Source organism: Spongiimicrobium salis, from assembly GCF_043678055.1.
In the GTDB taxonomy this organism is placed as follows: Bacteria; Bacteroidota; Bacteroidia; order Flavobacteriales; family Flavobacteriaceae; genus Spongiimicrobium; species Spongiimicrobium salis.
The window spans coordinates 1,069,619-1,086,441 of record NZ_JBHEQA010000001.1 but is presented as its reverse complement, the minus strand read 5'-3'; the positions used below and the strand labels follow the sequence as shown (position 1 = coordinate 1,086,441).

Annotated in this window: 9 protein-coding genes; all 9 read left to right on the top strand. The window is 40.8% G+C overall.

What is annotated here, in order from left to right; translation table 11 throughout:
• Positions 1 to 669 precede the first annotated feature (669 nt).
• The 9 genes from ACEXOE_RS04950 (at position 670) to ACEXOE_RS04910 (ending at position 16,704) form a co-directional block, all read left to right on the top strand.
• Positions 670 to 1,014, top strand: coding sequence for a single-stranded DNA-binding protein (locus ACEXOE_RS04950; protein WP_394748494.1), 345 nt, complete (start codon positions 670 to 672; stop codon positions 1,012 to 1,014).
• Positions 1,015 to 1,228: 214 nt separating this feature from the next.
• Positions 1,229 to 3,322 (top strand): DNA helicase RecQ, encoded by a 2,094-nt coding sequence (gene recQ / locus ACEXOE_RS04945; RefSeq protein ID WP_394747622.1) that lies wholly within the window; start codon positions 1,229 to 1,231, stop codon positions 3,320 to 3,322.
• A gap of 150 nt (positions 3,323 to 3,472) precedes the next feature.
• Positions 3,473 to 3,658, top strand: a complete 186-nt coding sequence (locus ACEXOE_RS04940) for a hypothetical protein (RefSeq protein WP_394747621.1) — start codon at positions 3,473 to 3,475, stop codon at positions 3,656 to 3,658.
• Between the two features lie 219 nt (positions 3,659 to 3,877).
• Positions 3,878 to 4,891, top strand: coding sequence for a GntR family transcriptional regulator (locus tag ACEXOE_RS04935; protein ID WP_394747620.1), 1,014 nt, complete (start codon positions 3,878 to 3,880; stop codon positions 4,889 to 4,891).
• A gap of 216 nt (positions 4,892 to 5,107) precedes the next feature.
• A complete protein-coding gene (locus ACEXOE_RS04930) occupies positions 5,108 to 8,170 on the top strand; it encodes a SusC/RagA family TonB-linked outer membrane protein (protein WP_394747619.1) in 3,063 nt (1,020 codons plus the stop codon).
• Positions 8,171 to 8,203: 33 nt separating this feature from the next.
• Complete coding sequence (locus ACEXOE_RS04925) at positions 8,204 to 9,787, top strand: RagB/SusD family nutrient uptake outer membrane protein (RefSeq protein WP_394747618.1); 1,584 nt, start codon at positions 8,204 to 8,206, stop codon at positions 9,785 to 9,787.
• A 121-nt stretch (positions 9,788 to 9,908) separates the two neighbouring features.
• Positions 9,909 to 13,250, top strand: coding sequence for a VCBS repeat-containing protein (locus ACEXOE_RS04920; RefSeq protein WP_394747617.1), 3,342 nt, complete (start codon positions 9,909 to 9,911; stop codon positions 13,248 to 13,250).
• Between the two features lie 11 nt (positions 13,251 to 13,261).
• On the top strand, positions 13,262 to 15,025 hold the full coding sequence (locus ACEXOE_RS04915; protein WP_394747616.1) for a glycoside hydrolase family 36 protein: 1,764 nt from the start codon (positions 13,262 to 13,264) through the stop codon (positions 15,023 to 15,025).
• A gap of 20 nt (positions 15,026 to 15,045) precedes the next feature.
• Positions 15,046 to 16,704 carry a solute:sodium symporter family transporter gene (locus ACEXOE_RS04910; protein ID WP_394747615.1) on the top strand — a complete coding sequence of 553 codons (1,659 nt, stop codon included), beginning with the start codon at positions 15,046 to 15,048 and terminating at the stop codon, positions 16,702 to 16,704.
• Positions 16,705 to 16,823: the final 119 nt, after the last annotated feature.

The window sequence follows — 16,823 nt, the reverse complement described above, 5'->3', positions numbered from 1 at the left end:
CGATCGTATAATTGTATTCTGTCAAAGAAGTCATAGTATTGTGAAAGAAGCTTATGAATTTACGATGAGGACAATCATAAAAAAAGCGAACCGTAGTTCGCTAGTCTCTGTGAATTTCATAGAACAACTCCTAATCCTCTGGCATATCCTCCACTTCACAGTCAGGACAAAGACCACTACTGCTACAGGTTAAATCACAAGGGTCACATGTGCAATTACGATATTTATCGGCGCCATGGATGGATTGTTGTTCTGATTTGGTTAAAACTTTACCTAGGTTTAATACATTTTCCATACTGAATAATTTTAATGATTGTTTAAAGTTGTGCATTAAGTACGATACTATTTCTTTGATTGGGTAACCCCGATTGAGGGATACTTTCCCAATGAACTTGCTACGGATGCCTTAAGGATGATAGCTGATTATTTTATAAAAGTAAGAAAAATATTACAATTAATTATAAAGTATTTTGTTTAGGTGAAATGCATTGATGAATTGAAATAGTCTGTGTTGATGGAAATTATATTCGTTTTCAAACGACTACAAACGTTTACAAACGAAAATAAATGCTTCCTAACCGAATCGTAGGGGAAATGGGGCTTAAGTTTGCCTCGTCGAAACATCAGAACTCGATAGTATCAATTGTTTAACCTTAAAATTTTATTATGATGAATGCACTTAGAAACAAAGTACAGTTGATTGGAAACTTAGGACAGGACCCAGAAATCCTTACCATGGAAGATGGTAAAAAACTGGCAAAATTCGCGCTTGCGACCAATGAGACCTACAAAACGGCCCAAGGCGAAAAAATTACGGATACCCAATGGCACAATATTATTGCTTGGGGCAATACCGCTGAAATTGTAGAAAATTATTTAATCAAAGGCAAAGAAGTGGCCCTTGAAGGAAAACTAACCCATCGTTCCTATGAAACCAAAGATGGGGAACGGCGTTATATCACCGAAATCAAATGTTATGAACTATTGATGTTGGGGAATAAGAGTGCTTCTTAAACCAGAGATAAGATACCAGATACATCAGACAAACTAAAGATAGGTTTCCCTCGAATATGCGTATGGGAAACCTATATTTTGGTTGCCATAAAGTTTTATCGCAATGCTAGAGCAATAGGGAAGATATAATGGTAGAAAATATATTTCCTATGATTCCCATGGAAAGAACGTATTGGAAAAATTACAATTAAAGAACAATCCTTATTTTTAACACATGTCCGAGATACTACCCAAATCTGAATTGCTTGCATTGCTGAAGACGCATTTTGGCTATGATACCTTTCGCCCCAATCAATACGATATTATATCCGATGTGCTATCTGCCAAGGATGTCTTGGCCATTATGCCAACAGGGGGAGGGAAATCACTCTGTTATCAATTGCCAGCGCTGGCCAAAGAGGGCACGGCCATTGTAATATCGCCTTTGATCGCATTGATGAAAGATCAGGTAGATGTACTCAAGGCGAATGGAGTGGCGGCAGCATATTACAATAGTTCCTTAAGACCGGAAGCGCAGGAAGAAACCATTCAGGCATTGAAAAAAGGGGAATTAAAACTCTTCTATATTGCACCGGAAAGTTTGGGAGGACTTCAACTGCTGTTAAAGGACATGGTCATCAGTCTTTTTGCTGTAGATGAGGCACATTGCATTTCTGCGTGGGGACACGACTTCAGGCCTGCCTATACCCAATTGGGGAACCTGAAAAAGGAATTTCCCCAAGTCCCTATGATGGCATTGACTGCAACGGCAGACCGTACTACACAGGATGATATCGTAGCACAATTGAATGTAAAAGAGGCACAGCGTCATATTGCTTCCTTCAATCGACAAAACCTTTACCTTGAAGTATTGCCAGGATTAGATCGAATAGGGAAGATTTTCACCTTTTTGGAACATCGTTCTGAGGAGAGCGGTATTATCTATTGCCTAAGTAGAAAGGGAACCGAAAAATTAGCCCTAAAACTACGGGATTCGGGATATGCTGCCAAAGCCTATCACGCAGGAATGACTTATGAAGAACGAACCCGGGTACAGGAAGATTTTATCAATGACAGAACGCCAATTATTGTGGCGACCATTGCCTTTGGGATGGGGATTGACAAAAGTAATGTGCGTTGGGTAATTCATTATAATTTGCCTAAGAATATCGAGGGCTATTATCAGGAAATCGGAAGAAGTGGTCGAGATGGCCTCCCGGCAGCAACCTTACTTTTTTATAGTTATGCTGATGTGGTACAGTTGCGGAAGTTTATCGATCAGAGTGCAAATGCTGCTGTACAATACGCAAAATTGGAACGCATGCAGCAGTATGCCGAGGCACTGAGTTGCCGGCGAATTGCCTTGCTCCATTATTTTGGGGAAGAGCTTGGGGGTAATTGTGGGCATTGTGACGTCTGTAAACGACCTCCCGCCTATTTTGAAGCTACCGTTCTGGTGCAAAAAATCTGCTCGGCCGTTGCCCGTTTAAAAGAAAAAGAACCAATGGGTGTTCTAGTGGATGTACTGCGAGGGGCTCAAAATGCCCAAATCTATGATAAAGGCTACCAGCAAATCAAAACCTATGGCGCGGTCAAGGACGTATCCTGGCAAGATCTGCAACAATATATCATACAATTACTGAATCAGGGCGTGCTGGAAATTAATTTTAAAATGAACGGACAATTGCAGTTAACATCGTTGGCCTGGGAGATTTTAAAGGGAAAGCGCCCTGTTCAATTAGCGGTATTGCATCAAGAGCCCACCAAAGAAAAAACGCAAAAAAGGAAACGTGCAACCCAAGATACCTTATTCGATAAACTTAGGATGTTGCGATTGCAAATTGCGACTAAGGAAGGTGTTCCGGCCTATGTTATTTTTGGAGATGCCTCACTAAAGGATATGGAAAAGAAATTGCCAGTAAACAGAGCTGAATTTTCGGGAGTTTTGGGTGTGGGAAAGGCGAAGTTGGAGAAATATGCCGACGTCTTTATCGAAGCGATTAAAAATCATCAAAAAGCTGTAACGCCCAAGTTGGCAACGCATAAAAAATCTTTTGCCTTATTTCAAGAGGGATGCTCCGTGGCAGAGATCGCAGAACAACGGGAATTAAAGGAAGACACTGTATATGGTCATTTACAACGTATTCACGAAGAAGGAGGAAAGGTAGATTTACAGCAGTTTTTTGAGGAAGAGGATATGGAAAAGCTAAAAAGTGCAAAAAATGTCTTGAAAGAAGAAGGACTAAAACCGTATTTTGATCATTTTGAAGGAAAATGGCCGTATTGGAAAATAAAACTGGGCTTATATCTGAACGGAGCAAACGAGTAGTTTAAAAAAAGAAAGTAAATTCTTTAAAAAAAGAAAGAATAATAAAAATTAATAGCGAATATTTTCGTATTTTTAAAATATTGAAAATAGACATAGACCGTGCGTGTCTCAAAATGTTCACGGAATTTTAAATCATTAATTTTTAAGACTATGCTAAAGAATGTTTCAAGTTTAGGAAAGGTACTTACACTGCCCGAACAAAAAAAATTGCAGGGAGGACTTTCTCCCAGTGGTGGAGTTGTTTGTAGATCTCCACAATTTAATGCAGATTCCACCTGTCCCGCAGGAACCCATCCACATCCAACCCATGGGGTGTGCATTTGTTGTCAAGACTAAAATAGAACAATGGAAGGTCATTCACAGAATACCTTCCATTGATTTTGAACTATTTTTCCTCTATTGAAATGGTAATCCCACAAGGATGTGAAGAAGCTATTTTCGGCTTTAGATCATGGCTTAGGAATTATTTTGTGCTGAAGCTTCATCTTTTTTTTTGTAATATTATGGACTTAATACCAACAAAAGCCAAGACAAAAGTACTACCGCAAGCCATTCATGGAGTTACTGCAGAACATAAGAAATCTTCAAAATGTAAATACCCTATCCAAGCACGAGCAACTAGTGCATGGGATTATCGAAGCCATCGATGCTGGAGCTCTGGTTACAGGGGATAAGTTACCTTCAATCAATGAAATGGTCCAGGAATTGGGTTTTGCGCGTAAAACCATCGTAAAGGCCTACGAAGAACTTAAGGAACGCGGATTAGTAGAATCCAAGAAATTAAAAGGCTATTATATTATAAGTCAGGAAACCAAGGTTACGCTCAAGATAGCCTTGTTAATGTACTCTTTTCAACGTTTCCAGGAGGAATTCTATAATACATTCCGAAAAGAATTGGGCAAACGATTCCAGATCGATGTTTTCTTTCATCATAACAACAGCGGCATTTTCGAAACTATTTTTTCAAACATCAAAGGAAAATACGGCATGTATGTTGTCGCACCCATTCCCATTCCTAAGATACGTCCTTTGTTGGTGACCATCCCCCCACAAAAATTACTGATTATAGATCGTTATCTGCCCATGCCCAAGGACTATTCCTATATTTCTCAGGAGTTTGAGGAGAATACCTATACAAAGCTGGTTGAACTTTTGCCAAAAATTAATCGCTATGAAAAAATGGTACTGTTTTTCAATGATGAAGCAGACTACCCCATAGGGGTTTTCAATGCCTTCAATACCTTTGTAGAAACCCATGGAATTAACGGAGAGGTAAAAGAAAAATATGCTTCTGGTTCCCTAAAGAAAAATCATCTTTATTTCTTTATCAGTGATACCTTTCTATGGGAAGTACTGCGCGATGCCCATAATAATGACTTCAGCATCGGACGGGATATCGGAATTCTGTCACATAACGATCATGTGGTCAAACAAATTATTTTTGGCGGGATTACCACCATATCCACAGACTTTAACGACATGGCCAAAAAAGCCGCTGACCATGTTAAAAATGGAGGGACTACCCAATTGATTACCTCTTTGAATTTAATCAAAAGGAACTCACTTTAGTATCCTTATAAAATTCCCACAAAAAATAGCAAACAAGCAATTTTTGCAATAGTAAATTGAGTAATAAACGTTTTTTGTACGTTTTATTTTTTGATTTGATAATTTTTATTTTACATTTGCCTTGTAGCATAGAGTATCATAGCATAGATAAAAGCTATCTTTTTTGCTTCAGCTAACTAAGGCTTAAAAGCTAATCAATCTTAAATTCTCAATTTTATGAACAAAAAAAAGCTAAAACAACTGATGGGTTTGGCATTCATTTTTCTCAGTTTTACAATGAGTGCTCAAATACAGGTCTCAGGTACAGTTTCTGACGTAGATGGTCCTTTGGCAGGGGTCAATATCATCGAGAAAGGAACGACCAACGGGATTACAACAGATTTTGATGGTAATTATACGTTAAGTGTTGCCGAAGGTGCAGTACTGGTGTTTAGTTATATTGGGTATGCCACCCAAGAGATTGCTGTGAATGGACAATCTACGATCAACGTAGTACTGGAGATCGATTCCGCGCAATTGGATGAGGTAGTCATTGTAGGTTTTGGTTCTCAGGCTAAGGTAGATATTACTGGAGCCATCTCCCAAATTAAACAGAGAGAGATCAAACAAATTGTAAACGCTGATCCTACAAATGCACTCCAAGGTAGACTTGCAGGGGTCCAAGTAGAAAGCTCTGGTGGGGAACCGGCCGCAGGAACCAATGTTATTGTTCGTGGAATCAGTTCCTTGACCAATACCTTTCCGCTTTATGTTGTGGACGGTACCGTTGTAGATGATATTACCTTTATCAACCCTAAGGATATTGTAGATATTCAAGTGTTGAAGGATGCTACTTCTTCCGCAATCTATGGTACAAGAGCGGCCAACGGGGTAATCATTATTTCCACGAATAGAGGTACAGCAAATACAGCACCTAAAGTTACCGTGGATACTCGCTTTGGTGTAAATACGGTAGGAAGAACTATTGATTTGCTGAACGGACCTGAATTTATCGCTTTCTTAAATCAACGTAGTGCCAATGAAGGCCTTCCGGGAAATATTGCAGACCCTGGAGTCAACACGGATTTTCAAGATTTATCCTTAGATACGGGAATTATTCAGGATTACGGATTTAACATTTCAGGTGGAGGGGAAAATTCTTCTTATTTTTTCTCTGCCAACTACTATGACGAAGAAGCTATTGTAATCAGTAGTGATTTTGAACGAATCAATGTGCGTTTGAATAGTCGCTTTAACTTTGGAAAGTTCTCTGTGGAAGAATCATTCTCTTATAATCAACGCGATTTTACGCAGAATCCATTCTTTGGGAACAACACCTTTACAGCCCCGATCGTGAGAGCGTCTGCTCCAGAGCGGGAAGGCGGATTTGAAGCCATAGATTCCAATTTATTCGATGGTTCTGGAGGAACCAACAACTTCGCTCTGGCGCAATTGGTAGATGATCAAACCACGCAACGCAATGTCCTTGGAAACATCAATGTGAAATTTGAAGTGGTAGAGGGATTGACCCTGGGGCTGAACTACGGGGTGGATTATAGAAATACATACGGCAACTTCTTTAGGCCCACTTTTGATTTGAGTCCTACAGATCAAGAAGTTAATGTCAATGATGCCAATGATTTGACGGAGGTGCGTGGAGAGATTTTGTCGACGAACGTAGAACCGACCATTAACTATAAAAACACTTTCGGGAAGCACAATATCGATGTTTTGATCGGGGGTGCACGGCAGCAAATAGATAACAACTCTCTTGCTGTTCAAGTAGAAGGACTTCCTTCCAATAATATTACCAACGTAGCTGGATTTGCGGACTTGGTACTTAATACTGGAGGAGGTAGATTTCTTTCCCGTTTGTTTTCTGTCTTTGGTAGGGTGAATTATAAATTTGACGACAAATACCTCTTTACGGGAATCCTTCGTAGGGATGCTACCTCCAGATTCTCTTCGGAAAACGGAAACAACTCTGGCGTCTTCCCTTCCTTCTCTGCAGGTTGGGTAACGAGTAACGAAGACTGGTGGCCAGAAGATGGTATTATAAACACATTGAAGTTCAGAGGGGGATATGGGGAATTGGGATCCCAGAATATTGGAGATTTTGTATTCCAATCTGTATTGAACACCTCTTCAAATGTTAGTTTTGGCGATGTGCCTGCGGGCGGATTTGCAATAACCTCCTTAGTAGATGAAAACATTACTTTTGAAACGGCAAGATCCTTAAGTTTTGGTGCAGATGCAAGTTTGTTGGATAATCGTTTAGCGGTGAGTTTGGATTATTTTAGAAGGGATAATGATGATGTCCTTGCTGCAGTTTCTGTACCTTCAACTACAGGTTCGGCCACTCCGGTAATTCAAAATGCAGCATCCATTAGAAACACAGGATTTGAGCTTCAAGCGAACTACAACCATAATTCTGATGGTGATTTTGATTTCAATGTTGGATTTACCTTTGCTACTATAAGCAACGAACTAACCGATCTTCCCAATCCTTTGGTAGGACCTTCTATCGATGAGGAAGGGAATACGCCAAATAGATTTGAGGTGGGGCAACCTTTAGGGTTCTTCTTCGGATTTAGAAATGATGGTATTTATCGAAGCCAGGCAGAAATAGACAGTGACCCGGGCGTTGCCAATGACCCGGAAAGGAGAGCCATATTGCAACCAGGGGATTTTAGAAGAGTGGATTTAGACGGAAACGGAATCATTAATAATGATGATAGAACCAATATTGGAGATCCCATACCAGATTTCACCTATGGATTAACCTTTAACGGAACCTATAAAAATTGGGATTTTGGCCTGGCCTTTAACGGGGTTCAAGGAAACGAAATCTTTAATGCTACACGTTTTACCGGAACATTCTTTTTGGATGGGAATAAGTTTGGTTTCCTGAGAGATGCCTTTGTATTGGGACAAAATGAAAATACCAATGTACCAAGAGCTTCTCTTCCTAATGATGTTGGGAACCAATTGCCTTCTGATTTTTATGTAGAAGATGGATCGTATTTGCGATTGAGGAGTTTGGAAATTGGTTATGATTTAACCAAAGTGGTTAACTTGCCCTGGGTAAGTAGCGCAAGAATATTCTATAACATGCAAAATGTCTTTACCATTACCGGATACTCTGGATATGATCCTGAAGTAGGATCTACACCTTCTGGAACAGGAGGAGGATTTTTCGGAGCTCCTGTGAACACTCCGCCAATTTTTGGTAGAGGTGTAGATTTACGTGCACAACCTAGACCCAGAACCTTTATTTTGGGGTTACAGGCTTCTTTTTAAAATAGTTATGAAAACAAAGAAATTTTTGACACCATGAGAATCAAGACAAGAAAGATTTTAATATTCACACTTTTAGCAGCCCTTTTTGTGCCCATTAATGGCTGTAATGAAGATCAATTGGAGATATCCAATCCCAATACTGTTTCGCAGTTGGATTTCTTTAATACGGAGGCCGATTTTAGAGCTGCCGTAAACGGGATGATTCATCCGATCACTGCAGTATTTTTCTGGGGAAGGGTAGTGCATACGGGGCCTTTGTTACGTTCCGATGCGTTTAACGTAGTGCCCTTTGCCAACAATACCACCTTATCAACACTTCAAGGTGTTCCCGGGGTTAGCCGTTGGTCCGTAGATATGTTCCCACAGTTGTACCAGACTATTTTTAGGGCCAATACCATCTTGGAAGAAGCAAATGATGAAAATTTGCCTACAGGAAGTGCGGCGAGAAATGAAATTCTGGGACAAGCGTATTTTATGCGTGCCTTTGCCAACTGGTATCTTGCCGCTTTTTGGGGGAATGTGCCTTTAATTCTAACGACGCCCCAATCGGACGAAGATTTCTTCCCGAACCAAGCTACTCAGGCTGAGGTGTTCAATTCGGTATTGGCAGATTTGGAACAGGCCGCTAATATGCTGCCTCAAACATGGCCAGATTCGGATATTGGAAGACCTACTTCAGGTTCGGCCCTAGCCCTGAGGGGAAAAACTAATTTGTATATGGGGAATTTTGCCCAGGCTGCTACAGATTTAAGGGCAGTGGTGCAAAGCGGAGTATATCAATTGCTTCCAGCGGCAGAGTATGAAGATAATTTTACCGTAGCCAATGAGAACAATTCGGAATCTGTCTTTGAATTGCAGTTCTCTCCTCAAGACAATTTTGTTTGGGGTGCAGATGTTCCGCAAACAGGTTCTCAGAGTAACTTTTTTATCGATTATTCCCCTCCAACCGTAAGTTTGGATAGAGGACATTATATCAACCCTCACATTCTACAGGTGTTTGAGGATAATGGAGATACCGTTAGAAGAAATGCAACCATCGCATTTGATTACCCTGGTGCTACAGGTTATGGCGGACGTCCATTCCTTGAAGATTTTGCACCGGACATCGAAGCTGCTCAAGTGGCTGGGGTAGATCCTTTATTTACGCGTAAATACGCTTTTCTTTTTGCAGGGAATCGGGAAAGCTTACCTGGATTTGGACATACCGTTGGAGTAAACTGGCGATTGATTCGTTATTCCGATGTACTCCTCATGCTGGCGGAAGCGGAGAACGCAGGCGGGAATTCTGCCGATGCCATAGGCTTGATCAACCAAGTAAGACAACGAGCGCAGATTGCCGATCTTCCGGCAGGATTGGCTCAGAATGAGGTGTTCGATGCCATTGTTGATGAGCGTATTATGGAATTAACGGGAGAAGGACACCGTTACTTGGATTTGGTACGTTGGAACCTGGCTGAAGCAGTTCTGGGAACTGGTTCTACCATTGCTGGAGGAAGACATCCAAAGTCATTGGCCGGTGCTTCAGCCGTCTTTACACCAGGACGTGATGAACTACTTTGGATACCTGTTCCTCAGTTGGATGCCAATCCTAATTTGACACAAAACCCAGGATATTAGATCCTGTTATTTTTTGAGTTTAGTTTAATTTTTTTAAGTTGATTTTTCAAAAGCTAAGCAATTTGTATTGCTTGGCTTTTGTTAAATTAACAATTGCATCGGTTTTTTAGCCAAGCCGCATATGACAAAAAGAGATACATTGCTCATCATGCTGGGAATTCTTTTTCTTTCTTGTACTTCAAGGAAAGAAGGGGAGCTATTTGCCTATGTAGATGCCTCCCATTCCAAAATTACTTTTCAAAATACCATTACGGAAAATGAAACCATTAATGTCATCGATTTTCAATATTGTTATAATGGAGGTGGTGTAGGCATAGGGGATTTCAATGCCGATGGATTGCCTGATATTGTTTTTACGGGAAACCAAGTGTCCTCAAAAATATATTTGAATAAGGGAAACCTGCAATTCGAAGATATCACGGAAAAAGCCGGGCTACAAACACAAAGCTGGGTAACCGGAGTGAGTATTGTGGATATTAATGATGATGGATGGGATGATATTTATTTTAATGTGGGCGGCGCCAATTGTAATCAGGATTGTTACAACCTGCTCTTTATCAATAAAGGGATTCAAAATGACGTTCCCATTTTTAGGGAAGAAGCGGAAGCCTATGGATTGAATGATGGTAACTATGCCCAACAGACTGTATTTTTTGATTATGATGTTGATGGGGATCTTGATGCCTATATCGTTCATAACGGCAATACAAAAATCAATAAAAACACCCCCATACCTAAAGAGTACTATCCCAATACCCTAAAGGATTATCTGATGCAGAACCATTGGGATGTGGAAAAAGGACATCCTGTATTTACCAACGTATCCCAGGCTATGGGCATAGACCATGCGGGTTTTGGTTTGGGGATAGGTCTTACAGACTTTAATGATGATCAATTGCCGGATATTTACGTTTCCAATGATTTCATTACCGAAGATCTGCTTTATGTAAATCAAGGGTATGATAGCATTACCAAGCTGCACAAAGGTTTTAAGGAAGAAAGCAAAGCCTTCTTGGGGCATGAAACCTATAATGCCATGGGCGTGGATATAGCCGATGTTAATAATGATACTCGGCCAGATATCCTAGTGTTGGACATGCTTCCATTGGACTATGAGCGTCAAAAGAAGATGTTGGGGATTATGAATTACGACAAATATATCTTGGGGGTTAAAAACAAGTATACCCCACAGTACATGCACAATACCCTACAATTGAACAATGGTTTTATGGATTCCAAGCCCGTCCGGGCCAGTGAGATTGGTTTTATGAGCGGTATCTCTAGTACGGACTGGAGTTGGGCGCCTTTGGTTATGGATTTTGACAATGATAAGGATAAGGACATTTACATTACCAATGGGTACGTCAAGGATATTACGGATTTGGACTTTATCAATTTCTCCAATCAGAATAACCTCTTTGGTACGCCCGAGGCCAGAAATGCAAAATTGAAAAAATTTGTCAGCGAACTTCCAGGAATTCATGTCCCTAATTTCTTTTATGAAAATACAGGGACGCTCAATTTTAAGGACAAGGCAGGGGAATGGATGGAGCAACAACCTTCTTTTTCCAACGGCGCAGCCTATGCCGATCTGGATTTGGACGGAGATTTGGATATTGTGGTAAACAATATCAATGCCCCGGCTTTTCTTTTGGAGAATACGCTGGAAAATAAGAAAAAGGGACATTACCTCAGGATAGAATTAAAGGCGGAAAAAGGAAATTCCAAGGCCATTGGTGCCAAAGTGATTCTCTGGGAAAACGGTCAACGCCAATCCCAATATCAATCTGTGGTAAAAGGATACTTATCTTCCGTAGAGCCTATCCTTCATTTTGGAAGTAGCAAGACCAGCATTGATTCGCTGAAAATCTACTGGGCCTCCGGAAAAATGACCACACTATACGACCTGGAAACGGATAGGGTATGGACATTTACAAAAGATTCTTTAGTCAATACACCCAAGAAAGAGCATTGGGAAGGGGCAAGACAATTTGTTGAAAATGAAGAAATATTGGAATTTGTACATCAGGAAAATTTTTCCAATGATTACAATTATCAACATCTTCTAATGCGACAGTATTCCCAACAGGGACCTTGTATAGCCGCTGCAGATGTGGATGGTTTGCCCGGAGATGAAATTTTTATAGGTGGTAGCAAGGGGCAAGCAGGGCAATTATGGTTTCAGAATGGAGAGGGGAAATACGAGCCTAGGCAATTTTTCGAGACCCCCTATGAGGATGTCAATGCCGAGTTTTTGGATTTTGATCAAGATGGGGATATGGATCTCTATATTGCTAGTGGTGGAAACGAATATCCTGTAGGTTCTGAATGGTATCAGGACCGTCTCTATGAAAATAATGGAGAGGGAGACTTTACGAAGATAGATAACATTTTACCTTCGTTACATCAAAACAATGGATGTATTCGTCCCTTTGATATCGACCGGGATGGAGATTTGGATCTCTTTTTAGGGGGAAGGATGACGGCACGTGCCTACCCCCATATTCCAGAAAGTACACTCCTGAGGTATACCGAAGGAAAATTTGAGAGCGCCAATATTCCTCTTCTTCGTAATATAGGAATGGTGACCGATGCCAACTGGTCGGATGTGGATAACGATGGATGGGAAGATCTAGTTATTGTGGGCGAGTGGATGTCCATTATGATCTTGAAAAACAACAAGGGAACTTTGGAGCCTATGGATTTGGTTTGGGTTGATGAACAGGGCAATCCCATTACTACGGAGGGATGGTGGAATACTATTGCTGCCAATGATTTTGATGGGGATGGGGATATGGATTTTATCATTGGAAATCAAGGGTTAAACGGGTTTTTACAGCCGCAACAGGGCAAACCCTTGTACCTCTATAAAAATGATTTTGATGCTAATGGAAGTCCTGACCCCGTATTGGCACAATATTACGATACCGCCGAAGGAAGCAGATTGCTGCCTATTCCCACGAGGGACGATATGATGAAGCAATTGGTAAGTTTAAAAAAGCGCTATTTGACCTATGGGGAATTTGCCAAGGTCGATTTTGAACCCATGCTAAATATTAAGAAACTAGAAGAAGAGACGCTGGTAGCCCATACTTTTGCCAGTAGTTACGCCGAAAATTTAGGAGGTGGCCGTTTCAAATTGACAGCCCTTCCAGATGTATGCCAAGTGGCTCCGATCAATGCCATTTTATTGAAAGATTTTGATGCCGATGGAATTATGGATGCCCTGCTCACGGGAAACGATTTTACAGGAGAAGCGCATTACGGAAAACAGGACGCCCTAACAGGGATTCTGTTAAAAGGAAAGAAAAAAGGAGGTTTTGATGCTATTTCCAGCGCGGAATCAGGATTTTATGCGCCTGGGCAAAACCATAACACGATTATGTTTAAGGATAAGGAGGGGAATCCAAGAATACTGACTCCCCAGAACAGTGAAAAGACCCTTGTCTTCAATATCAAATAAAAAGAAAAGAAATGCTTAAAAATACGATGATAGGCACGGATGAGATTACCATACTTGGAGTAGACGAAAAAATGACTTCAAAACTGATAAAATCCCATGATTTAGACGGAATAACGATCTATGATTTGGAGTTTTCCAATACCACGGGTGTTTTTTCGGAAAAGGTGACCTTGGTATGGAAAATCCCATCTATTAATGTAAAGGGAATTTGGAAACCTACAGCCGATTTCTCCAAAAGAATACAGGCAGATTGGGAGTTGCTTCCTATGGAATCAAGAATTTCCATAGATGCTCCCGTACTCAGTATTTTTGGTCATGACGATAGCAATGTTTTTACTTTTGCCTGCTCCGAAGCTATCGAAAAAATAGAAATGAACGCCCAGCTTCGCGAAGAAGATAATTTTATCTATTGCCGCTTAAGCTTATTTACAGAAAGCTGTCATAAAGATAGGTTCAAGGCTCAATTGCGACTGGATCAAAGGGCCGGACATTTTTCAAATGCCCTGAAGCGTGTTGCCGCCTGGTGGGAGAACGACATAGGATTGACACCGGCATCCGTGCCGGCCATTGCTCGTAAACCTTTATACTCCACTTGGTACCAATTTCATCAAAATTTAGAGGAAACAGCACTTCTAAAGGAATTGGAAATGGCAAAAGATATGGGATATCAGTCGGTGATCATTGACGATGGCTGGCAAACCAAGGACGACAATAGAGGGTATGATTTTACCGGGGATTGGAGGCCAGATAGAATTCCTCAAATGGCAGCGTTCATCGCCAAGATCCATGCCCTGGATATGAAAGCTGCTCTCTGGTATTCGGTACCGTTTTGTGGAAAGAAATCGGAAGCCTATCAGCGTTTTAAAGGTAAATTTTTGACAGAGAATCATAGATGGGCACCTGTTTTTGATCCCAGATATCCCGAAGTGCGGGCCTATTTGATCGGCATATATGCAAATGCCCTTAAAGATTGGAATTTAGATGGTTTTAAACTAGATTTTATAGATGATTTTAGAGGGTATGAGGATACAGTTCCCTTCCTAAAAAATGTCATGGATTACACTTCTGTCAATGCCGCTGTAGATCGCCTGATGACAGACATTATCCAGACCTTACAAGGAATCAATCCGGAAATATTTATAGAATTTCGACAAAAATATACGGGACCGGCCATGCGGAAATACGGAAATATGTTTCGTGCTTTTGACTGTCCGGGAGATGCCGTGATGAACCGGGTGCGCATTGCCGATATTAAGATGTTATGTGGAAACACGGCAGTACATTCGGATATGGTGACCTGGCATAAAGAAGAACCTGTGGAAATCGCGGCGCTTCAGATGATAAACACCCTTTTTGGAGTGCCGCAATTATCCATAATGTTGCAGGATGCTCCAAGTTCACATTTGGCCATGATCCAATTTTATACCCAATATTGGATAGCCCATGAAGAAGTTTTACTAGATGGCGATTTTATTCCTTTTAAACCCTTGGCAAATTATCCTTTAAAGAAAATCACTAAAAATGGGTATTTGATTCTTGGAATCTACGATGAATATGTAGCTACCATTGATCAAAAATCAGATAATATTCATATATTCAACGCCCAGATAGCCCATGAAGTGATTTTAAAGTGCCCAGAAGGTTCCCAAATGTATCACAGTGAAGTTTATGATTGTGAGGGGAAAATAGTGGCAGAAGAGAATATCAATTTAGAAAAAGGCTTGCTGCGATTAAAAGTACCTCCTTGCGGTATGGTACAATTAAAGAAAATATAACTAACCCAACGTTTTAGATTATGGAAATACTGTCCATTGGCTCATTTATTGGTTTTACATTATTAGTAGCAGTAATTGCTTGGTTAGGTACCCGGGGTACCAATGAAAAATCGGCCGATGGGTACTTCTTGGGAGGAAGGAGTTTAGGGGCAATAACGATTGCGGGTTCCCTGTTGCTGACCAACCTTTCTGCAGAACAAATTGTAGGCTTAAACGGACAGGCGTTTACCGAAGGTATATTGGTAATGGCCTGGGAAACCTTAGCGGCCATAGCTATGATTTTGACCGCTGTGGTGCTCCTACCAAAATACATGAAACAAGGAATAACCACGATACCACAATTTGTGGAGAATAGGTTTGATGCCAATACGAAATCGATTCTATCTACACTCTTTTTGTTCGCCTATGGTCTTGTCTTATTACCCACGGTATTATATTCAGGTTCTTTGGCTTTTAGTACCATGTTCGATCTTCCCACAGTATTGGGCATATCACAACAGGCCACGATTTGGATCTGCGTGTGGACTATTGGTATTATAGGATCAATTTATGCCATTTTTGGAGGGCTTAAAGCAGTTGCCGTATCGGATTTGATCAATGCCATTGGATTATTGATCGGGGGGCTCTTGATTCCTGTTTTTGGTTTAATGGCCATTGGGGATGATGGGAGTATCAGTTCGGGACTCAATACGCTTTGGGCAGAAAATCCAGAAAAATTTAACCTAAAAGGAGAAGTAGATTCTTCCATTCCTTTCGGCACTATTTTTACCGGTATGATTTTGGCGCAAATGTATTATTGGGGAACCAATCAGGCCATTTTACAACGGGTTTTTGGAGGAAAGAGTTTAAAGGAAGCCCAAAAAGGAGTTATTTTGGCTTCTTTGGTGAAATTCCTTATTCCGGTGATTGTGGTACTGCCAGGAGTCATCGCCTGGAATTTGTTTGATGGAACTTTGGATAATGCAGATTTAGCGTATCCTGAATTGGTAAGAAGAGTACTTCCACCAGAATTTTTGGGGTTCTTTGCGGCCGTCCTTTTTGGAGCCGTACTGAGTTCTTTCAATAGTCTATTGAACAGTAGTGCTACTTTGTTTGGTTTTGATTTATTTAAACGACACTTTAAGACAGATGCCACGGAATTGGAAACGGTGAAGGCGGGGAAAAAATTTGGAATTGGCCTGGCCTTGTTGGCCTTGTTCATTGCGCCTTTTATCGGATATGCCCCGGATGGACTTTTTAGCTATATCCAGCAGGCATTGGGTAGTTTGAGTGTACCTATTTTTGCGGTGATTATTGTTGGGATTTATACCAAACATGTTCCTGCTCTAGGAGCGAAGTTTGTATTGATAGCCGGAGTAATTATGTATTTGATCAGTCTTTTGGGTCTTGGGCCCTATTTTACCAACAGTGCTTTGGAAACTGCCGCGGCAAATGGCATTACAGATCCCAAAGCTTTAAGTGTAATTAAAGCTGAAGCCTATCCGCACTTTTTGCATATCATGGGTATTCTTTTTGTAGTCAATGTAGGAATCATGCTGCTTTTTGGAGCATTGAAACCCAAGACCACTGCCTACGAACCAGAAGTGACCAAGGAAATCGATACCACACCTTGGAAGTATGCAATACTTGCAGGTGGAGCAATAACCATACTGGTATTAAGTACCTATTTTATCTTTTAGATAGCAATAGGGATTCATGCCCAATAAAAAACTCAATACTACTTTTATAGTATCGAGTTTTTTTATATCCAAGAATCTAATTTGGGTTAAGCCACTTGTTTGATTAGGTCAAAACAAGG